This is a genomic window from Paracoccus onchidii (assembly GCF_028294535.1).
Taxonomy (GTDB): domain Bacteria; phylum Pseudomonadota; class Alphaproteobacteria; order Rhodobacterales; family Rhodobacteraceae; genus Paracoccus; species Paracoccus onchidii.
The window spans coordinates 112,128-131,318 of sequence record NZ_JAQBIE010000012.1 but is presented as its reverse complement, the minus strand read 5'-3'; the positions used below and the strand labels follow the sequence as shown (position 1 = coordinate 131,318).

Sequence of the window (19,191 nt, the reverse complement as noted above, 5' to 3'; positions counted from 1 at the left end):
TAAGGTTCAAGACGCGCCATCTGGGCATCGCTCAACCAGAAAAGATCAGACATGGTCACCGCTCTCTTTTTTGCGGTGAATCACGAACCCCCAAACAAATCAATGGGTCCTGAGCCTAGGAAGATATTTGACCTGTCGGATCTCAGTGGTGCGCCCGCAGCCGGTGAATTTCAGGCTCACGTTCACCGCTTGCAGCCCTGCGAGATTGGCGCCACTCTTGTCGATGACGATCCGGTCCGGCACACCGTTCGTGCAGATCGCTCGCTTGAAGAACCGCCGTGCGGCAGCCAGATCGCGGCGCTCAGAGAGCATGAAATCAAGGGTTTGCCCATCGCGGCCCACAGCTCGGTAGAGGTAGGTCCAGCGCCCCTTCACCTTGATGTAGGTCTCGTCCATCCGCCATAAAGTAGCCGCCCGCCGCTTCCTCGCCCGAGCCCGAGCGCGATCTGCGGAGCGAACTTGATCACCCAGCGGTTCAGGGTCGCGTGATCGACGGCGACGCTCCGCTCCCCCAGCATCTCCGCGAGATCACGATAGGAAACAGCATAGCGCAGGTAGAAGAACACCGCGTGTAGGATCGCCGACTTCGGAAAGTGTACGCCTTCGACATTGATCACGCCGCAAGCCCCTCGCCAACGACCTGACAACGTTGATCTACAAGAGAATGCCACAGAACCGGAAACTTTACGACAGAACCGTTCAGCCTTTGGGCCGACCATGCCGCAGATCTGGCCGTCTGAAAACCGTGCTGGCGGATCGTAACACTCACGGCGAAGCAACCTGACAAAGCCCTCGGCGATGCCGATCCCCCAGGCTTCCAGATGGGAAAACAGCTGGCCGAAAATGAAAAACGCCGGCCATGTCCGGCCGGCGTTTTCAAATCTTGATCGGATGTTTCATCCGTTTCAGCGATCAGGAACCGCCCAGGGTTTTCGCGACTTCCGCAGCGAAATCCTCTTCTTTCTTTTCGATGCCTTCGCCGACGGCCACGCGGGCATAACCGGTTACTTCAACGCCAGCTTCCTTGGCGGCTTCGGCAACGGTGACGTCCGGGTTGACGACGAATTTCTGACCCAGAAGTGTCACTTCTTCGAAGAATTTCTTCATCCGGCCTTCGATCATCTTTTCGATGACGGCTTCGGGTTTGCCCGATTCGCGCGCCTGTTCGGTCAGAACGGTTTTCTCACGCTCGACCAGTTCCTGATCAAGATCGGCTTCGGACAGGGAGGCAGGGTTGGTCGCTGCGATATGCATTGCGATCTGCTTGCCGACTTCCTTGGCTTTGTCTTCGGGACCGTTCAGCGCGACGAGAACACCGATCTTGCCCATGCCTTCGGCAGCCGAGTTATGGACATAGGACACGATCGTGCTGCCTTCCAGAACGTGCATCCGGCGCAGGGTCATGTTTTCGCCGATGCGCGCGATGGCGTCGGTCAGCACATCTGCAACGGGACGGCCGTTCAGCGCGGTTGCCTTGAGAACCTCGATGTCATCACCGGTGGTCAGTGCAACATCCGCGATTTCACGAACCAGCTGCTGGAAATCGGCGTTCTTTGCAACAAAGTCGGTTTCCGAGTTCAGCTCGACCGCGACACCCTTGCCATCGGTGACGGACACGCCGACCAGACCTTCGGCAGCGACGCGGCCGGACTTCTTGGCGGCTTTGGCCAGGCCCTTGGTGCGCAGCCAGTCCTGAGCGGCTTCCATGTTGCCGTCATTTTCGGTCAGCGCCTTTTTGGCGTCCATCATACCTGCGCCGGTTGTCTCGCGCAGCTCTTTCACCATCGCGGCAGTGATAGCCATGATCCGTCTCCTTTGTTCAATACGTCAGGCGGGGCATATCCCCGCCTGACGACAATTCCGTAAATCTACGGCGTATTTTGATCCGTTTCGGGCGGGATCAGGCGTCTGCCGTCGCTTGTTCTTCGGCGCTGGCTTCGGCTTCGCCTTCTTCCAGTGCTTCTTCAGGCGTTTCTGCCAGCGCGCCGACGTCAACGCCAGCAGCGCCCATCTGTGCGGACATACCGTCCAGAGCAGCGCGGCTGACCAGATCGCAATACAGCGCGATCGCACGTGCGGCATCGTCATTGCCCGGGATGATGTAATCAACGCCATCGGGCGAGCAGTTGGTATCAACAACAGCCACAACCGGGATACCCAGTTTCTTGGCTTCTGCGATGGCCAGATCTTCCTTGTTCACGTCGATGACGAACAGCAGGTCCGGCAGGCCGCCCATGTCGCGGATACCGCCAAGCGAAGCTTGCAGCTTGGCCTGTTCGCGTTCCAGACCCAGACGTTCTTTCTTGGTCATGCCTTCGGCACCGCCGGCCATGGTTTCGTCAATCGCCTTCAGGCGGTTGATCGACTGGCTGACGGTTTTCCAGTTGGTCAGCGTGCCGCCCAGCCAACGGTGGTTCATGTAGAACTGTGCCGAACGCTCGGCCGCATCAGCAATGGCTTTCTGCGCCTGACGCTTGGTGCCCACGAACAGAACGCGGCCACCCTTGGCGACGGTGTCGTGCACGACCTGCAGGGCCGCGTCCAGCATCGGAACGGTCTGGGTCAGGTCCAGAATGTGGATGCCGTTGCGGTCACCATAGATGAATTCGCCCATGCGCGGGTTCCAGCGCTGGGTTTGGTGACCATAGTGAACGCCAGCTTCCAAGAGCTGACGCAGAGAAAATTCAGGAAGCGCCATATCCATGTCCTTTCCGGTTTGCGCCTTGGCAGAGGTTTTGAAGGCATATGCCTCAACCGGTGGACCTTTCGCGGATGTCTCCCGCAAGGGCCCTCCTCTGCCTGAGAAGTGAGCGCGCAAATAGCCGCTGTTCGCATGGATTGCAAGTGTATTCCGAGGACTGATCAGACGAAAGAGTCGGGCACCGCGGCTTTCTTGCGCAGGATATAATCGTCCAGCGCCTCGGATATGCCCGGATCAAGGCCGGGCGCCTGGTATTCACCCAGCATTTTCTGGACCTTCTGCTGGGCCAGCGCAGACGTATCCCGCGCGCCCTCTTCCTCCCAGGTCTCGAAAGGCTTGTAGTCCAGCACGCCGCTACGCCAGAACGCGTCCTTGTAATTTTCCTGCGTATGGCTGCATCCAAGGTAATGACCGCCCGGTCCGACCTCGCGGATGGCATCCATGCCCTGCCCGTTCGTGCTTAAATCGATCCCGGCGGCCATCTTGTGCAGAACACCCAGCTGATCGGCATCCATGACATATTTTTCATACGAGGACACCAACCCGCCTTCCAGCCATCCACAGGCATGCAGCATGAAATTCACACCCGACAGCAGACCGATATTCAGACTGTTGGCGGTTTCATACCCCGCCTGCGCATCCGGCAGCTTCGAGCCGCAGAACGACCCCGCACTGCGATAGGGCAGACCCAGCCGCCGGGCCAGCTGGCCGGCGCCCAGGGTGATCTGCGCGGCTTCGGGCGTGCCGAATGTCGGCGCGCCGCTATTCATGTCGATCGAGGTGACAAAGGCACCGAACACGACCGGGGCACCTGTTCGGATCAACTGGCTATAGGCCACACCCGCCATGACTTCGGCCAAGACCTGTGTCAGCGTTCCGGCCACCGTGACGGGGGCCATCGCGCCACCGACGATAAAGGGGCTGATGATCGCGGCCTGATTGGCGCGTGCATAAACTTCCAATGCGCCCATCATCACCGAATCGAAGGTCAGCGGGCTGTTGATGTTCACGAGGCTGGTCATGACAGTATGTTGATCAACAAAATCGCTGCCGAACACGATCCGGGACATCTCGATGGAATCCTCGGCCCGTTCAGGCAATGTGACCGACCCCATATATGGCTTGTCCGACAGCGTCATATGCGCGTGAAGCATGTCCAGATGACGCTTGTTGACCGCAACATCCGTCGGTTCGCAAACGGTTCCGCCACTGTGATGCAGCCATTTCGACATCTGTCCCAGTTTGACGAAATTGCGGAAATCCTCGATCGTGGCATATCGCCGCCCGCCCGCAAGATCGCGCACGAATGGCGGGCCATAGACGGGTGCCAACACCAGATTTCGCCCACCGATCTCGACATTGCGTTCGGGGTTGCGCGCATGCTGGGTAAAGGTCGAAGGCGCGGTCGCGCAAAGCTGACGCGCAAGACCTTTCGGAATGCGCACACGTTCGCCGTCGATATCTGCCCCGGCGTCCTTCCACAGCGCAAGCGCGGATGGATTGTCCACGAAATTGACGCCGACTTCCTGCAGCAGGGTTTCGGCATTGGCCTCGATAATCTCAAGCGCTTCGGCGTTCAAAACCTCGAGGTCAGGCACATTGCGGGTAATGAAACGCGAAAACTCGAAACGCGTGGCCGTACGTTCGGCCCGTCGCGCTGCACCACCACCTGCCCGGCGACCACGGCGCACCGCGCCAGCTTCATTGGTCATCGCATCCTCTCTATGTGTGGACTTCCTTCATTGATACCGATGACGCAACTACAGCGCAGCTTGATTGCGCCGGTCCGTCGCCTCAAAACGACATTTCACATGCTGAAAGCGTCCGCGGCAAGATTGTCCAAAAGAACGAATTGTCTAAGGGCGTCATAGCGGTCACCATCGGAACCGGACCAGACCGGAACCTTGAAAGGACCCGCAGAGATGAACAGCCAATTTCGCTTTGGCAGGGATTATGACTTCGGGGAACTGCTTGCCGATGGCATCGTGCATGGTCTTGGTGTGGTGCTGGCGCTGATCGGTGTTACGGCACTCATTTTTCACGCCAGCGTCTGGGGCGATACCGGCATGCGGGTGGCCGCCTGGGTTTATGGCCTGGGCCTGATCACCGCGCTGGCCGTGTCTTTCACCTACAACATGCTGCCGCCATCGCGATTGAAATGGGTGCTGCGCCGGCTGGACCACTCGGCCATCTTCATTCTGATTGCCGCGACCTATACGCCCTTTCTGCAACCTGGCACATCCGATCCAAGGATCAGGATCCTGTTGGTCGCAATCTGGGTCATGGCGGCACTGGGGGTGGTGCTTAAATGCGCGCTGCCGGGGCGCTATGATCGCGCAGCGATCATCCTTTATCTGCTGATGGGTTGGAGCGGAATCGTCGCAATCCACCCCATCGCCCAGCATGTGCCGCCCCTTTCGGTCACGCTGATCGTTGTCGGTGGCATCATCTATTCCGCTGGCGTCGTGTTTCACGTCTGGGAAAAACTGCGCTATCAGAACGCGATCTGGCACAGCTTTGTCATCACGGCCGCGGCCACGCATTACGTGGCGGTGGTCGCCACATTCCGCCAGGCCGCGCTTTAGGCAAGCCCTGCGGCAACAACCGGATAGCCGTGCTATCGCTAACACCCTTCCGGCCAGATACGGACGCTAATCTGCCATTTGCCTTGCATCGCCGCGCATGAGGCGTCACTTTACGCGCGAAAACCAGATCCAGATAAGGTGTCAGCATGAACCCCACGGCGCAATCGCAGCAGACCCGGACCCTGTGCAATCTTGCCCCGGTCGTTCCCGTCATCGTCATCAAGGACGCCGCGAAAGCACAGGATCTGGCCCGATCGCTGGTCAATGGCGGCCTTCCGGTGCTGGAGGTCACGCTGCGCTCGGATGCGGCGCTGGACGCGATCAAGGCGATGTCATCGGTCGAGGGCGGACAGGTCGGCGCCGGCACCGTCCTGACCCCCGACGACGCCAAACGCGCCAAGGACGCGGGCGCGAAATTCGCAGTATCGCCCGGCCTGACCGACCAGCTGATCGCCGCATGCGAGGATCTCGCGCTGCCGCTTCTGCCCGGTGCCGTCACGGCGTCCGAGGTCATGCGGGCCGCGGATGCAGGCTTTGACATGCTGAAATTCTTTCCCGCAGAAGCCGCGGGCGGTGCGCCGGCGCTGAAATCTCTGGCTGGCCCGCTGCCCAAGATCAGCTTCTGCCCGACCGGTGGCGTCTCGCCCGACAATGCGCGCAGCTATCTTTCCCTGCCCAATGTCGTCTGCGTCGGCGGCAGCTGGATCGTGACCGATGCCGATGTCTCGGCGGGCAACTGGTCCGCCATCGAAGACCGCGCGCGCATCGCGGCCACACTTGGCCAGAACTGAGCAAGACCGGCAAAATGGACAGCGCGGGCCGCAATGTCGCGGTCCTGGTGGCCGCGCAGGCGGTGCTGGGATCGCAGATGCCGATCAACTTCATCATCGGCGGATTGGCGGGGCAAATTCTTGCACCCAATCCCTGCCTTGCGACGCTGCCCATTTCGCTGATCGTGCTTGGTTCGGCACTGACGGCGCGGCCCATGGCCCGCTTCATGCAGCACCACGGCAGGCGGGCGGGCTTTCTTCTGGCGGTGCTTGCCGGCGGAATGGGCGCTGCCATATCCGCCGCCGGGCTGTGGCAAGGGTCGTTCCTGCTGTTCCTGGCCGGATCCCTGCTGACCGGGGTTTATATGTCGGCGCAGGGTTTTTATCGCTTTGCGGCCACCGACACCGCCTCGGCCGAATTCGCCCCCCGGGCGATTTCATGGGTCATGGCAGGCGGGCTGGCCTCGGCCATCATCGGTCCTGCGATTGTCCGCGCAACCAGCGACATGACGGCTGTGCCCTTTCTGGCCAGCTATGTCGCGGTCATTGCGATCAACCTTCTGGGGCCGGTTCTGTTCATGTTCCTAGACATTCCCCGCCCTGCCGCAACGAATTCGTCGCACGCCAATGGCCGTCCGCTGGCAAAACTGCTGCGCAGCCCGGAGATCGCCGTCGCGATGATCTGCGGGATGGTGTCCTATGCGCTGATGAACCTGGTCATGACCTCGACCCCGCTTGCGGTCGTGGGCTGCGGATTTCAGCCATCCAAGGCAGCAGATATCGTCAGCGCGCATGTGCTGGCCATGTTTGCCCCCAGCTTCTTTACCGGACATCTGATCGCCCGTTTCGGGGCACGCCTGATCGTCGGCCTGGGCCTGATCATTCTGGCATGTGCGGGTGCGGTCGCCCTGTCTGGCGTGGAACTTGGCAATTTCTTTGGTGCCCTTATCCTGTTGGGATTTGGGTGGAATTTCGGTTTTATCGGGGCAACCTCGATGCTGGCCCAAAGCCACAGCCCTCAGGAACGCGGCCGGGTGCAGGGCATCAACGACCTGTTTGTCTTTGGCGGTGTTTTCGTGGCCTCGCTGTCATCGGGCGGGCTGATGAATTGCATGGGCGGTTCGGTCCAGACCGGCTGGAGCGCCGTCAATATCGCCATGCTGCCATTCCTGATTCTGGCGGGCGCTTCGCTGATATGGCTGACCATGCGGCCGACCAGAGCCTAGCCGCCCGACAGGTCCGTCAGAACAGGGTTTTCTGCTCGGGTGGCTTCTTGGGGCTGCGGGTTTTCGCCCCCCCACCTTCGGGGCGGGCATCGACGCGACCATCGCTGAACTCGATTTCAACGCGCGGCGTCACCCTGGTGGCCTGTGCCGATGTCAGCACCCCTTCCTGACCATGAACGCGGACCACCGCGTAACCCCGTTTCAGTGTTTCGCGATAGCCAAGGGTCTGGCGCGTGCGATCAAGCCGGGTCAGCGCATCGCGACGTTGCTGGATCATTCGCGTCGATGCCCCCTGCAGCTTCGCAGAGAGCTGTTCAAGCCGTTCGCCCTGCGTCACCACGGCACGCCTTGTGAGGGCGACCACGCGGGACAGAGACCCGTCCAACCGTTGTTGAAACGCGACCAGCCGATCCTTGCGACGTTCGCTGCGCCGCTGGTGTCCTGTTTCCAGCTGCAACACAACACGCTCTAGCCCGTGGCGTTTGGCGGCAGTGAACTGGCGCAAGGTCGCGACCGGTATCGGTCGCGACGCCAGCTCCTGCCGCCGCCGCCGGACAAGACCGTGCAGGGCCGGTTCCAGCCTGACGCCCCAAAGATCCAGTCGCTGGCGATGCGCCTCGGTCAACGAAGCCGGGCGGCCCATCGCACGGCCCAGATCGTGCAGGCGTTGCCGGGGGCGTTCGATGCGCTGGCCCAATGCGCGCTCCATCCGTGCCGCCGATTCCGACAGCCGCATGGCCAGTTCGCCGCGCACGGGAACAGCAATCTCTGCCGCGGCAGTAGGGGTAGGTGCGCGGCGATCGGATGCAAAATCGATCAGGGTGGTGTCGGTTTCATGCCCGACCGCGGAAATCAGCGGAATCCGGCTTGCAGCCGCGGCGCGCACCACGATTTCTTCGTTGAACCCCCAAAGATCTTCCAGGCTGCCACCACCGCGTGCAACAATGATCAGATCAGGCCGGGGAATCGCATCATCTGGCCCCAAGGCATTGAACCCGTTGATGGCCGCAGCAACCTGGCCGGCACAGGCATCGCCCTGAACCGCGACAGGCCAGATCACGACATGTGACGGGAAACGGTCGCGCAATCGATGCAGGATATCGCGAATGACGGCGCCCGAGGGCGAAGTCACGACACCGATCACGCGCGGCAAGAATGGCAACGGTTGCTTGCGCCCCTCGTCAAACAGCCCCTCTGCTGCCAACATCTTGCGCCGCTTTTCCAGCATGGCCATCAGCGCGCCGACCCCGGCGGGTTCGATCTGATCGACAATCAGCTGGTATTTCGACTGCCCTGCAAAGGTCGTCATTCGCCCGGTCGCGATGACCTCCATGCCTTCCTCGGGCCGTTGGGCCAGGCGCCCCGCCTGACCTTTCCAGGTCACGGCCGCCAGAACCGACCGGTCATCCTTGAGGTCGAAATACAAATGCCCCGAGGACGGCCGGGACACGCGCCCGACCTCGCCGCGAACGCGGACACGCCCGAACTGGTCCTCGATGCTGCGTTTGACCGCCCCCGACAATTCGGACACGGTGAATTCATGGGCATTGTTGCCCGGGGCGTCTTCCAGAAGATCCATGCGGCTTGTTCCCTTTCCCAACGCAGATTAGAACGCCGCGACAGCAAGTGAAAGGGCGGCAGATGAACATCCTGATCCTGGGAAGCGGCGGGCGCGAACATGCGCTGGCCTGGGCGATCCGGCAGAACCCCAAATGTGACCGACTGATCGTCGCGCCGGGCAATGCGGGCATCGAACGCATTGCCGATTGCGCCGCGATCGACATCAATTCCCGCGCGGATGTTCTTGAATTTGCCGAAGACAACGCGATCGACTTCGTTGTCATCGGCCCCGAGGCACCGCTGGCTGCCGGCGTTTCGGATGCGTTGCGCGCGGCGGGGTTCCTGGTCTTTGGCCCTTCGCAGGCGGCTGCGCAGCTGGAAGCCTCGAAAACCTTCACCAAGGAAATTTGCGACGCGTGCAACGCCCCGACGGCCGCCTGGGCGCGATTCACCGATCCGCTCGGGGCGCGCGAATACGTCACGAAACAGGGTGCGCCGATCGTGATCAAGGCCGATGGCCTGGCTGCGGGAAAGGGCGTAACCGTCGCGGAAACCATCGCCCAGGCGCATGAGGCCATCGACCTGATCTTTCAGGGTGAATTTGGCGACACCTCGGTTGTCATCGAAGAATTCATGGCCGGTGAAGAAGCCAGTTTCTTCATCCTGTGCGACGGCACCGATTGCTTGCCGATTGGCACCGCCCAGGACCACAAGCGCGTCGGCGAAGGCGATACCGGCCCCAATACCGGTGGCATGGGGGCCTATAGCCCTGCCCCGGTTCTTACCGATGCGTTGCAACAGCAGGTGATGGACCGTATCGTGCGTCCGACCGTCGCGGAAATGGCGCGAAAGGGAATGCCGTTTCAAGGCGTTCTCTATGCGGGATTGATGATTCAGGACGGACAGGCGCGTCTGGTCGAATACAATGTCCGCTTTGGCGACCCCGAATGCCAGGCATTGATGATGCGGCTGGGCGCGCAGGTTCTCGATCTGCTTCTGGCCTGCGCCGAGGAACGTCTGGGCGCGGCAAAGGTGAACTGGGCCGATGATCACGCCATGACCATCGTCATGGCCGCGAATGGCTATCCCGGCAGCTACGAGAAGGGCACGGTCATTTCCGGCCTGGACGAGATTCCCGAAACCAGCTTCGAGATGGTGTTCCACGCGGGCACCGCATCGGATGACGGCAAGGTGCTTGCGACAGGCGGCCGGGTTCTGGCCTGCACCGGGCGCGGCGACAGCCTGGCCGAAGCACATGAACGGGCCTACAAGCTGGTCGACATGATCGATTGGCCTCAGGGGTTCTGCCGTCGTGATATTGGCTGGCGCGCGCTGCCGGAAAGCTGAGTCCTGCAAAGCGCGCGTCACACCGCACAGATCTTTGCCCCGAACATTGAAAAAGCCTGCCAGACAACTGGCAGGCTTTGTCGGTTTTCAGATCGGCAGAACCCGAATTATTCGCGGTTGCCGAGGAATTGCAGCAGGAACATGAACAGGTTGATAAAGTCCAGATACAGCTGCAGGGCACCCATGATCGCGGTCTTGCCCAGGAATTCCTGATCCGAACCGGCCATGCGCAGATAGGTGTTCTTGATGTTCTGCGTGTCATAAGCGGTCAGACCCGCAAAGATCAGAACGCCCAGAATGGAAATCGCGAACTGCATCGCCGAGCTTTGCAGGAAGATGTTCACGATCGAGGCGACGACCAGACCGATCACCCCCATGATCAGGAAGCTGCCCCAACCCGAGATGTCTTTCTTGGTCGTATAGCCCCAAAGCGAAAGGCCCGCAAAGGCGATTGCCGTCACAAGGAAGGTCTGAACGATCGAGAACGGCGTATAGACCAGAAAGATCGAGCTGATCGACAGTCCCATCAATGCCGCAAAACCGTAAAACACCATCGTCGCGCCCTGAACGGACATCTTGTTCAGCATGGCGCCGAAAGCAAAGACGACCAGCAGCGGCGCGAACATGATCACCCATTTCAGGGGCGATGCATAGATCGCCGTGCCAAGCTGCGTCAGCTGACCGGTGGCGTCGACGGCCATGGTGCTGACACCATAGGCGGCGACGGCAGTTACCCCCATGCCAACCGCCATCAGCCCATAAACCTTGTTCATGTAGGCCCGCAGTCCTTCGTCGATCACCGCGCTGCGGGTGCCGACGCCCTGCGCGGAGCGGTAAGTATTGTAATCTGCCATCTATGTCTCCCCTATAGGCGGATCAGGGCGTGCAGCCCCGTTTCCCTTGCAATATTGGCAGGCGCGCGCAGCATTTCAATGCTGAAACGCCCCCAATCGCGACCATATTACAAGGTTATGATTATCTTGCCGACCGATTTGCGTGTCCGCAACAGATCATAGCCGTCAACCAGCTGTTCCAAAGGCAGAACCTTACCGGCGACCGGATGCAGTTTGCCCGCCTCGAACAGTGACAACAGGCGTGACATGCTGCTCCGCAACGCCCCCGGATCAAGAAGGCGATACCCGCCCCAATAGAATCCGTGGACCGCGATATTCTTGACGAGGGCGTGGTTCAGGGGCAATGCCGGGGCACCGCCCCCCGCGAATCCGATCACCAGAAAGCGCCCGCCCCGCTTCAGCGCGCGAAATGCCGCCTCACCCATCGCGCCGCCAACGGGATCATAGACCACATCGACACCGCCCAGTTCGCGCAATGCGGATTTCAGATCACCGCAATCGTCGCTGTCGATCATCACATCGGCCCCGGCCGCCCTGACGGTTTCAAGCCGCGCCGCGCCGCGGGCGACCGCGATCACCCGCGCCCCCATTGCCTTGCCGATCTCGACCGCCGTCAGCCCGACCCCTCCGGCGGCACCCAGAACGACCAACGTTTCTCCGGCGCGCAGATCCGCCCGCCCGTCCAGCGCCAGATGGCTGGTTCCATAAGCCACCTGGAAACCGGCCGCCTGCTCGAAGCTCATGCAGTCAGGTATTTTCTGGCAGGCAACCGGGGGAACGGAAATGACCTGCGCCATTGTGCCCGGATGGGAAACGATAATGCGGTCACCGGGATTGAACCCGCTGTTTTCGGGTGCCGACATGACCTCGCCCGCGCCCTCCAGCCCGGCCAGGAACGGCGGATCCTGCGGTTCCTGATATTGTCCCTTGGCCTTCAGCAAATCGGCAAAGTTCAGCGCCGCCGCGCGCATCCGGACCTGGACCTGCCCCGGCGGGCAGTCAGCCAGCGCGACATCGCGCAGCACGGGGTCGGATCCAAGCTGTTCCACAGAAGCGATTCGTATATTCTCGGCCATGCAATTCTCCGGTTGGCACCTATGTTTCGATGCAGCAATCGCTGGGGTCACGAAAACTGCACATTACGCAAATCAGGACCTGTCTTTTTGGTCAGAAACGGGCTTGTTAACCATGTTGACACTCGATAATTGAGGGCTGTTGGGCTACTGCCTCTTTAGATTGTAAGAGGTAATGCTATGAAGCACGGTGTTGATGTTCATGTTGGCAAGCGTATCCGCCATCGTCGCTGGATGATCGGAATGACCCAACAACAACTCGCCGACAAGGTCGGTATCAAGTTTCAACAGATTCAGAAATACGAAACCGGCATGAACCGCGTTTCCGCATCGCGGCTGTGGGATATAGCCCGTGCTGTCGACGTGCCGGTCAGTTTTTTCTTCGAAGGCCTGCACGAAGGCGAGATGCCCGATTCGGTCGAAGGCGATATCCTTGCCGACAAGGAAGCGTTGCAGCTGGTGCGTGCCTATTACGCCATGCCCGCCGCGCAACGCCGCCAGATTTTCGAACTTGCACGGGTTCTTTCCGACGCCGCGTGATGCTCTGACCGGACCCCGCGTAGATCGAGATCAAGTTCGGGCCAAGGCATCTTTTTTTTGAAGTTGTATCAGACACCTACCACGCCACTTATAAACGCGCGGCAGGTGAAGGATTGCTCTTCCATAGCCAATGAGGGCGACTGCGCCCGACATTTGGCCCGCCGTCTCACCCCCCCCCCGTCTCGGCCCATCCGAACGGCTCCTCGATCTTTTCTCGGCACCGCTGCGAGGTTGCGTAACCTGCGTGACGGGCAGTTCGACCGTCGATCGTGGAGAATTTCGCCTTCTGCACCACGACGCCATGCCGGTTCTCCATCAACCTATGCCCCATCAAGCAAAGGGCGGCGCCGGCACCGGGGGGGGGCAGAGCCGCGCCCCTGGATCCGTGACCGATGCGTGGGTCGCATCCGAGCGTTTTTCGCCCCGGAAATTTGCTCCGGCCTTTCGGGTTCCAGGCTTCGGCGTGGTCACCCGGGCAAGCTCTGGATTGGACGGTTCGTGGGCCCGAGGGGCGCCCGCCCATGGCATGAAGCCGGTCGAATGCACCATCGAGGCTGACGAGCGTCATTCACCACCTGTTGGATCTTGCGCAGCGGATGCCGGGCGGGGATGCGCTGTGCAAGATCAACATAGCTGAAAAGCGAACCACGCGCCTCGTCCGATCCCCGCATCCACTTCCCTTCTCGTCTTGCAGGAACCGGCAATCATGTTCCGCGGGCTGCGTCGATCCGGGCGTTCTTCGGCAACGTGCCAGGATATCCCTGATTACCTAGGCTCCAGACTCGTTCTTGATCACAGCCAGAACAAGACGGTTGCGGCGAGCATGATTGCGGAGAAGAAGGTTTCCGGACACCGATCGTATCGGGTGGCGATCCGCCTCCAATCTTTCAGGCGCCCAAACATGATCTCAATGCGGTTGCGCCGTTTGTAGCGCCGCTTGTCGTATTTCACGGCTTTCTTGCGCGACTTCCGGCCTGGGATGCAGACCTTTATCCCCTTGTCTTTCAACGCTTCTCTGAACCAATCGGCATCATAGCCTCTGTCGGCGAGCAGCCACCCGGCTTTCGGCAAGCTGCCCAGCAGCGCCGCCGCACCGGTGTAGTCGCTGACCTGGCCGGCGGACATGAAGAACCCGATCGGCCGCCCCTTGGCATCGGCAACGGCGTGTAACTTGGTGTTCATGCCGCCTTTGGTGCGCCCGATCTGACGCCCACGCCCCCCTTTTTGACGCACAGGCTCGAGGCCGTGCGGTGCGCCTTCAGATACGTCGCGTCGATCATGATCGTCTTGTGCTCGGCGCTCGCGGCGGCCAGGCCCACCATGATCCGGGCGAACACGCCATTGTCGCTCCAGCGTTTCCAACGGTTGTAAAGGGTCTTCGCCGGGCCGTATTCCTTCGGCGCATCACACCACCGCAACCCATTGCGATTGATGAAGATTATGCCACTGAGAACGCGGCGATCATCGACGCGAGGCTTGCCATGGCTCTTGGGGAAGAACGGCTTCAGACGCTCCATTTGTGCGTCCGTCAGCCAGAAAAGGCTGCTCATCAATCAGGTCTCCTTGCGAAACCTGAATCACGCCAAAGACCTGAAATCAATGGGTCTGGACCCTACGGCGACGATCGCATGACCAACGCCTCCGAGCCGCGAGTGAACCGCACCGGGTTTTCCGGAGGTTCCGACTCCTGAGTAGGATGGAGCATCATGAGCAAGACCACGAATAAGTTTTCGCCTGAAGTGCGCGAGCGGGCCGTGCGGTTGGTTCTCGACAACGAGGGGCAGCACGGCTCTCGCTGGCAGGCGATCACGTCGATCTCCGCGAAGATCGGATGTTCGGCGAACACGCTGAACGATTGGGTGAAGAAGGCCGAAGTCGACAGCGGGATGCGTGCCGGTATCCCGAGCGACATGGCTAAGAAGATGAAGGCCCTTGAGCGTGAGAACCGGGAGCTCCGGCAGGCGAACGAGATCCTGCGTAAGGCGAGCGCCTATTTTGCGATGATCGAAGGCAGCAGCGGCATCGCTTCGAGCGCTGCCTGAAATGCTCGACCGCCGGTCGAGGTGATGGTCGGGTTTATTGACGATCATCGGGAGGCGCATGGGGTCGAGCCGTTCTGCAAGGTTCTGCCGATCGCCCCGTCCACCTGCTACGATCACCTGGCGAAGCGTGCCGATCCGGCCCGGCTGTCGGATCGCGTCCGGCGGGAGGCGGCCTTGCGACCCGAGATCGAGCGCGTGTTCGAAGAGAACCGGCGTGTCTATGGCGTGCGCAAGGTCTGGCGGCAACTGGATCGGGAAGGCTTCGATGTCGCCCGTTGCACGATGGCCCGGTTGATGAGGGGGATGGGCATTCAGGGCATTATTGCGAGGCAAGCCACACAAGACGACCATCCCTGACAAGAAGGTCCCGTGCCCGCAGGACAAGGTGAACCGGCAGTTCCGCGTGCCCGCGCCAAACCTGCTCTGGGTCAGCGACGTCACCTGCGTCGCCACCTGGAAAGGCTTCGTCTATGTCGCTTTCGTCATCGACGCCGACGCGCGCCAGATCGTCGGCTGGCGGGTCAGTACATCGGCGCGGACAGGGTTCGCCCTGGATGCACTGGAGCAGGCAGTTCATGACAGGCGGCCGACCAAGACTATGGGGCTGGTCCCTCACAGCGACCGCGGCTCGCAATACCTATCTATTCGCGACACCGAAAGGCTGGGCGAAGCCGGCATCGAGCCCCCTGTCGGTAGTGTAGGCGACAGCTATGACAATGCTTTGGCTGAGACCATCAATGGCCTTTACAAGGCCGAGATCATCCATCGCCGCGGCCCTTGGCGCAACTGCGAAGCCGTCGAATACGCGACTCTGGAAACTGAGAACATGGCCGCGTAACTAACCAAAATCAGCCTCCGGAAAAACCCGGCGCGGTTCACTTAATGGTGGCAGCGTTTCATTGTATTAGCTTTCAAGAGCGATAGCTGAGAGATCGGCTGAAAGCGGGATGCATCCAAGCCTTTCAAAATAGACCTTTGCCGGATCTTGTGGCCTATTCGACCGCAACTTGATCCCGATCTACGCCCAGAGGCCCGGTCAGGATTCTTGCCAGGTCACTTTTGGCCCCTCAGTCAAATATAACGCCCCGTCACTTCACGCCATGCACAGGCATCATGTCATATCATGGACACGGGTCTGTGCTTTTGTGACCAAGCCTTGATTTTAAGCTGAAATCCCATGCACGGACACTGGCCGAAAGCTGCGACAACCGCTAGACCCGCATCATGGGATTTCACCACGGGTTTGGGGTACCGATGCAGGATATTCAGCAGATCATCGACACCGCACACGAAATGGCCGACGCCGCCAGACAGGTGATCCTGCCACTGTTTCGGACCCGCGATATCGAAACCGAAAACAAGCGCCCCGCAGATTTCGATCCGGTCACCCAAGCCGATCGCGCCGCCGAACGCGTAATGCGCGAGGTGCTGGCCCGGCGCCGCCCTCAGGACGCGATACTTGGCGAAGAGTTTGGCGAAAGCCAGGGCAATTCGGGACTGACCTGGATCCTGGACCCGATTGACGGAACCCGGGCTTTTATCTCTGGCGCGCCAAGCTGGGGCGTCCTGATCGGGCTGAGCGATGGCAACGGCATCCGTTACGGGCTGATCGACCAACCCTATATCGGTGAACGTTTCGAGGGCGGGTTCGGAATTTCGCGCCTGCGCACCCGGAACCAAGAGCACCCCCTGTCGGTTCGCACCGGCCACGAGCTGTCCCACGCGACGCTGATGACGACCTTTCCCGAAATCGGCACCCCTGATGAAGCAGCCGCGTTTCAGCGCGTTTCGCGACAGGTCAGGCTGACGCGCTATGGTCTGGATTGCTACGCGTATGCGTTGCTGGCACTTGGACAGATCGATCTGGTGATCGAAGCCGGGTTGCAAAGCTATGACATCGCCGGCCCGCTGGCGGTGGTCGAGGCCGCCGGGGGAATTGTAACCGACTGGTCCGGGGGACCGGCCGCAGCAGGCGGACAGGTGATCGCCGCCGCCACGCTGGAACTGCATCGCGCCGCAATGGCGCTGCTGCTGAACGAATAGGATCGCACCGCGGCACTGCATCGCCGCGACATGCGTAAATTTGGCCGCTTATCGCCACAGGACAATCAGGAGGGCGCATGACAGACCAGCAGGACCCCCAGGGCGCAGATCAGGCCAGCGCGAATCCGTCGGACCCGGACCGCGACGAAGATGAATTCCTGCCCCGCCGCGAATTGTTGGATCAGATCGATGCGGCGCTGGAGGCGAGGGACACCGACAGGCTGAACGAGCTGCTGGAACCGATGCACGCGGCCGACATTGCCGACATCATCGAGCAATTGCACGGTGCCGAACGCAACGCCTTCCTGCAATTGTATTCCGACCAGATCGACGGCGAAATCCTGTCCGAGATCGACGAGGCGATCCGCGAAGAGGTCATGGAATTCCTGCCCCGCGACGTGCTTGCAGAAGCCGTGCGGGAAATGGACAGCGACGATGTCGTTGACCTGATCGAAGATCTCGACGAACCCGAACGGGCCGAAATTCTTGCCGCGCTGGATGACAGTGACCGGGCCGCAGTTCAGCAATCGCTGGCTTACCCCGAGCATTCGGCAGGTCGCCTGATGCAATCCGAGATCGTCACCGCCCCCGAACACTGGTCCGTGGGCGAGACGATCGACTTCATGCGCGCCGAAGAGTGGCTGCCCGAGCAGTTCTATCATGTCATCCTGGTGGATCCCCGCCGGCATCCGATCGGGTATGTCACATTGGGGCGCCTGCTGGCGTCGCGTCGCGATGTTCTGTTGAAGGATTTGTGCGAAGACAGTTTCCGCACCGTCAGCGCCTATGCGGAAGAAGGCGATGTCGCCTATGCCTTCAACCAGTATCACCTGATCTCGGCGCCGGTCGTGGATGCCGATGATCGCCTTGTCGGGGTCATCACGATCGATGACGCCATGTATGTGCTGGACGAAGAGCACGAAGAGGACATCCTGCGCCTTGCCGGGGTCGGCGAGGATTCGGCGATCACCGACACCGTGCTGGAAACCCTGCGCCAGCGCGTGCCCTGGCTGATGGTGAACCTGATCACTGCAATTCTTGCGTCTCTGGTGATCGCGGTTTTTGAAACGACCATTCAGAAAGTGGTCGCATTGGCGGTTCTGATGCCGATTGTTGCGTCGATGGGCGGAAACGCCGGAACCCAAACCCTGACGGTGGCGGTCAGGGCGCTGGCAACCAAAAGCCTGACGGGCAGCAATGTCTGGCGGGTCGTCAGACGCGAGGCGATTGTCGGGCTGCTGAACGGGCTGGCCTTCGCGATCGTCATGGCCGTGGTTGCCTGGTTCTGGTTTGACGGCGTATCGCTGGCCGCTGTGATCGGAATCGCGATGATCGTGAATCTTGCGATCGCGGCGCTGGCGGGAATCCTTATTCCGCTGGCCATGGAAAAGGCGGGTGCCGATCCCGCCCTTGCATCGGGCACTTTCGTGACCACGGTCACCGATGTCGTCGGGTTCTTCGCATTCCTCGGGCTGGCATCGGCAATATTGCTATGACTGGGCAAGCCAAGTCCCTGTTACGCAAGGAAGCCTTGGCCAAGAGACTGCGACTTGCGGGGGATCAGGACGCGATCCACCGGATGCTGCGCCGTGCACTCGGCCCTTTTCGGGAACATGTCCTGGCCGGATATTGGCCCATGCGCGGCGAAGCGGATCCCCGTGCCGCCATGGCGGAACATAGCGGCCCGACCTGCCTTCCTGTCGTGACCGGTCGTGCCGTGCCCCTTGTTTTTCGCGCATGGACAGGCGGCGCGCTTGTGGCCGGGCCATTCGGAACCTCGCATCCGCCCGAATCAGCAGCGCCATTGGTGCCAAATGTCCTTATCGTTCCGCTTGCCGGCTTTGACCGCCGCGGAAACCGCATTGGTTATGGCGGCGGATATTATGACAGAACTCTGGAATTACTAAGAAAATCCGGGGGCGTGCAGGCAATTGGCCTGGCCTTTTCATCGCAGGAACTGTCGGAAATTCCTGCTGAACGCTTTGATCAGCCCCTGGATCAGATTGTTACCGACCGGGAAATCATCACCGCAAACCCATGAAAAGACGGGACCTGTTGCATAGCTGCATCGGCTGTGCGCAACCTGAGGATGAGCGTGGGATAACCCTGTGGAAAACGTCTGGATACTAAACGGCAGACCATTGTTTTTGATAGATTAAACGACGGATCAGGGTCAATGGAAAACCCTGGACTTCCCGTCCTGTGAACGAATCTCGATCAATTGACAGTCATAGGCTGTCAATGAAAATCGCGGCCTGAAAGGACGAAAAAATCTGTTGAAAGCGTGACAAGAACTGTTCAATTTGTGTCTCACGGCGACGAAGTTACTAAATGTGGTAGGAACACCTGCCCGAGATCACAATTCACCGCGCCGTTCTTTGATCTGATGCCTTCGAGACGGTTCAACCGTCCGACCCCTTGCTGCGCATGCGCGGTGAGCCACGATTGAC

Annotated in this window: 15 protein-coding genes, 3 pseudogenes and 1 other annotated feature; of the genes and pseudogenes, 9 read left to right on the top strand and 9 right to left on the bottom strand. The window is 60.5% G+C overall.

The genetic code is table 11. The features are described 5' to 3' along the window. Window positions 1-120: 120 nt before the first annotated feature. From PAF17_RS11285 to PAF17_RS11270, 4 genes and pseudogenes are all read right to left on the bottom strand, one after another. Window positions 121-617, bottom strand: a pseudogene (locus tag PAF17_RS11285) (IS6 family transposase); the annotation flags it as partial. A 295-nt stretch (window positions 618-912) separates the two neighbouring features. Further along, a complete protein-coding gene (tsf, locus tag PAF17_RS11280) occupies window positions 913-1,803 on the bottom strand; it encodes a translation elongation factor Ts (RefSeq protein ID WP_271889202.1) in 891 nt (296 codons plus the stop codon). Between the two features lie 97 nt (window positions 1,804-1,900). Next, entirely contained in the window at window positions 1,901-2,698 is a 798-nt protein-coding gene (gene rpsB, locus PAF17_RS11275) for a 30S ribosomal protein S2 (RefSeq protein ID WP_271889201.1), read from the bottom strand. Window positions 2,699-2,862: 164 nt separating this feature from the next. Next, window positions 2,863-4,413 (bottom strand): trimethylamine methyltransferase family protein, encoded by a 1,551-nt coding sequence (locus PAF17_RS11270; RefSeq protein WP_271889200.1) that lies wholly within the window; start codon window positions 4,411-4,413, stop codon window positions 2,863-2,865. A gap of 210 nt (window positions 4,414-4,623) precedes the next feature. On the opposite strand from PAF17_RS11270, the gene trhA reads away from it, so the two are divergent. The 3 genes from trhA to PAF17_RS11255 all read left to right on the top strand — a co-directional run bounded on the left by trhA (window position 4,624) and on the right by PAF17_RS11255 (window position 7,282). Beyond that, entirely contained in the window at window positions 4,624-5,286 is a 663-nt protein-coding gene (gene trhA / locus PAF17_RS11265; protein WP_271889199.1) for a PAQR family membrane homeostasis protein TrhA, read from the top strand. A gap of 146 nt (window positions 5,287-5,432) precedes the next feature. Then, window positions 5,433-6,077, top strand: coding sequence for a bifunctional 4-hydroxy-2-oxoglutarate aldolase/2-dehydro-3-deoxy-phosphogluconate aldolase (locus tag PAF17_RS11260; RefSeq protein WP_271889198.1), 645 nt, complete (start codon window positions 5,433-5,435; stop codon window positions 6,075-6,077). A 14-nt stretch (window positions 6,078-6,091) separates the two neighbouring features. Continuing rightward, window positions 6,092-7,282: an MFS transporter gene (locus PAF17_RS11255; RefSeq protein WP_271889197.1), complete on the top strand. Its 1,191-nt coding sequence runs from the start codon at window positions 6,092-6,094 to the stop codon at window positions 7,280-7,282. A gap of 16 nt (window positions 7,283-7,298) precedes the next feature. Here PAF17_RS11255 and xseA read toward each other — a convergent pair whose 3' ends face one another. Continuing rightward, entirely contained in the window at window positions 7,299-8,861 is a 1,563-nt protein-coding gene (gene xseA, locus PAF17_RS11250) for an exodeoxyribonuclease VII large subunit (RefSeq protein WP_271889196.1), read from the bottom strand. A 62-nt stretch (window positions 8,862-8,923) separates the two neighbouring features. Between xseA and purD the strand changes: the two genes are divergently transcribed. Beyond that, window positions 8,924-10,189 carry a phosphoribosylamine--glycine ligase gene (purD, locus tag PAF17_RS11245; protein WP_271889195.1) on the top strand — a complete coding sequence of 422 codons (1,266 nt, stop codon included), beginning with the start codon at window positions 8,924-8,926 and terminating at the stop codon, window positions 10,187-10,189. A gap of 107 nt (window positions 10,190-10,296) precedes the next feature. Here the strand turns inward: purD and PAF17_RS11240 are convergent, their stop codons facing one another. Both PAF17_RS11240 and PAF17_RS11235 read right to left on the bottom strand, forming a co-directional pair. Then, window positions 10,297-11,043 carry a Bax inhibitor-1/YccA family protein gene (locus PAF17_RS11240; protein WP_271889194.1) on the bottom strand — a complete coding sequence of 249 codons (747 nt, stop codon included), beginning with the start codon at window positions 11,041-11,043 and terminating at the stop codon, window positions 10,297-10,299. A 107-nt stretch (window positions 11,044-11,150) separates the two neighbouring features. Next, the gene (locus tag PAF17_RS11235) at window positions 11,151-12,119 is read right to left on the bottom strand and encodes an NADPH:quinone oxidoreductase family protein (RefSeq protein ID WP_271889193.1); all 969 of its coding nucleotides are present in this window, start codon (window positions 12,117-12,119) and stop codon (window positions 11,151-11,153) included. A gap of 177 nt (window positions 12,120-12,296) precedes the next feature. On the opposite strand from PAF17_RS11235, the gene PAF17_RS11230 reads away from it, so the two are divergent. Beyond that, the gene (locus PAF17_RS11230; protein ID WP_271889192.1) at window positions 12,297-12,656 is read left to right on the top strand and encodes a helix-turn-helix domain-containing protein; all 360 of its coding nucleotides are present in this window, start codon (window positions 12,297-12,299) and stop codon (window positions 12,654-12,656) included. A 169-nt stretch (window positions 12,657-12,825) separates the two neighbouring features. On the opposite strand, the pseudogene PAF17_RS11225 reads toward PAF17_RS11230, so the two are convergent. After that, window positions 12,826-13,327: pseudogene (locus PAF17_RS11225) on the bottom strand (hypothetical protein); the annotation flags it as partial. Between the two features lie 121 nt (window positions 13,328-13,448). Further along, window positions 13,449-14,206 (bottom strand): IS5 family transposase gene (locus PAF17_RS11220; RefSeq protein ID WP_271889191.1). Its coding sequence is split into 2 segments (ribosomal slippage): window positions 13,449-13,882 and window positions 13,882-14,206, totalling 759 coding nucleotides; the frame shifts between segments, so codons are not numbered across the junction. A 156-nt stretch (window positions 14,207-14,362) separates the two neighbouring features. On the opposite strand from PAF17_RS11220, the pseudogene PAF17_RS11215 reads away from it, so the two are divergent. From PAF17_RS11215 to PAF17_RS11200, 4 genes and pseudogenes are all read left to right on the top strand, one after another. Next, a pseudogene (locus PAF17_RS11215) lies at window positions 14,363-15,515 on the top strand (IS3 family transposase); the annotation flags it as partial. After that, window positions 14,644-14,797: a sequence feature (AL1L pseudoknot), on the top strand. It overlaps the preceding pseudogene by 154 nt. Window positions 15,516-15,952: 437 nt before the next feature. Beyond that, window positions 15,953-16,741, top strand: a complete 789-nt coding sequence (gene hisN / locus PAF17_RS11210) for a histidinol-phosphatase (RefSeq protein ID WP_271889190.1) — start codon at window positions 15,953-15,955, stop codon at window positions 16,739-16,741. A gap of 77 nt (window positions 16,742-16,818) precedes the next feature. Beyond that, window positions 16,819-18,237 (top strand): magnesium transporter, encoded by a 1,419-nt coding sequence (gene mgtE, locus PAF17_RS11205; RefSeq protein ID WP_271889189.1) that lies wholly within the window; start codon window positions 16,819-16,821, stop codon window positions 18,235-18,237. After that, complete coding sequence (locus PAF17_RS11200) at window positions 18,234-18,782, top strand: 5-formyltetrahydrofolate cyclo-ligase (RefSeq protein WP_271889188.1); 549 nt, start codon at window positions 18,234-18,236, stop codon at window positions 18,780-18,782. Before mgtE ends, PAF17_RS11200 begins: the two co-directional genes overlap by 4 nt. Window positions 18,783-19,191: the final 409 nt, after the last annotated feature.

Bases quoted from the DNA above. Each gene is read 5' to 3' on its own strand.
- tsf (WP_271889202.1), bottom strand. From the start codon at position 1,803: ATGGCTATCACTGCCGCGATGGTGAAAGAGCTGCGCGAGACAACCGGC.
- rpsB (WP_271889201.1), bottom strand. From the start codon at position 2,698: ATGGCGCTTCCTGAATTTTCTCTGCGTCAGCTCTTGGAAGCTGGCGTT.
- PAF17_RS11270 (WP_271889200.1), bottom strand. From the start codon at position 4,413: ATGACCAATGAAGCTGGCGCGGTGCGCCGTGGTCGCCGGGCAGGTGGT.
- trhA (WP_271889199.1), top strand. From the start codon at position 4,624: ATGAACAGCCAATTTCGCTTTGGCAGGGATTATGACTTCGGGGAACTG.
- PAF17_RS11260 (WP_271889198.1), top strand. From the start codon at position 5,433: ATGAACCCCACGGCGCAATCGCAGCAGACCCGGACCCTGTGCAATCTT.
- PAF17_RS11255 (WP_271889197.1), top strand. From the start codon at position 6,092: ATGGACAGCGCGGGCCGCAATGTCGCGGTCCTGGTGGCCGCGCAGGCG.
- xseA (WP_271889196.1), bottom strand. From the start codon at position 8,861: ATGGATCTTCTGGAAGACGCCCCGGGCAACAATGCCCATGAATTCACC.
- purD (WP_271889195.1), top strand. From the start codon at position 8,924: ATGAACATCCTGATCCTGGGAAGCGGCGGGCGCGAACATGCGCTGGCC.
- PAF17_RS11240 (WP_271889194.1), bottom strand. From the start codon at position 11,043: ATGGCAGATTACAATACTTACCGCTCCGCGCAGGGCGTCGGCACCCGC.
- PAF17_RS11235 (WP_271889193.1), bottom strand. From the start codon at position 12,119: ATGGCCGAGAATATACGAATCGCTTCTGTGGAACAGCTTGGATCCGAC.
- PAF17_RS11230 (WP_271889192.1), top strand. From the start codon at position 12,297: ATGAAGCACGGTGTTGATGTTCATGTTGGCAAGCGTATCCGCCATCGT.
- hisN (WP_271889190.1), top strand. From the start codon at position 15,953: ATGCAGGATATTCAGCAGATCATCGACACCGCACACGAAATGGCCGAC.
- mgtE (WP_271889189.1), top strand. From the start codon at position 16,819: ATGACAGACCAGCAGGACCCCCAGGGCGCAGATCAGGCCAGCGCGAAT.
- PAF17_RS11200 (WP_271889188.1), top strand. From the start codon at position 18,234: ATGACTGGGCAAGCCAAGTCCCTGTTACGCAAGGAAGCCTTGGCCAAG.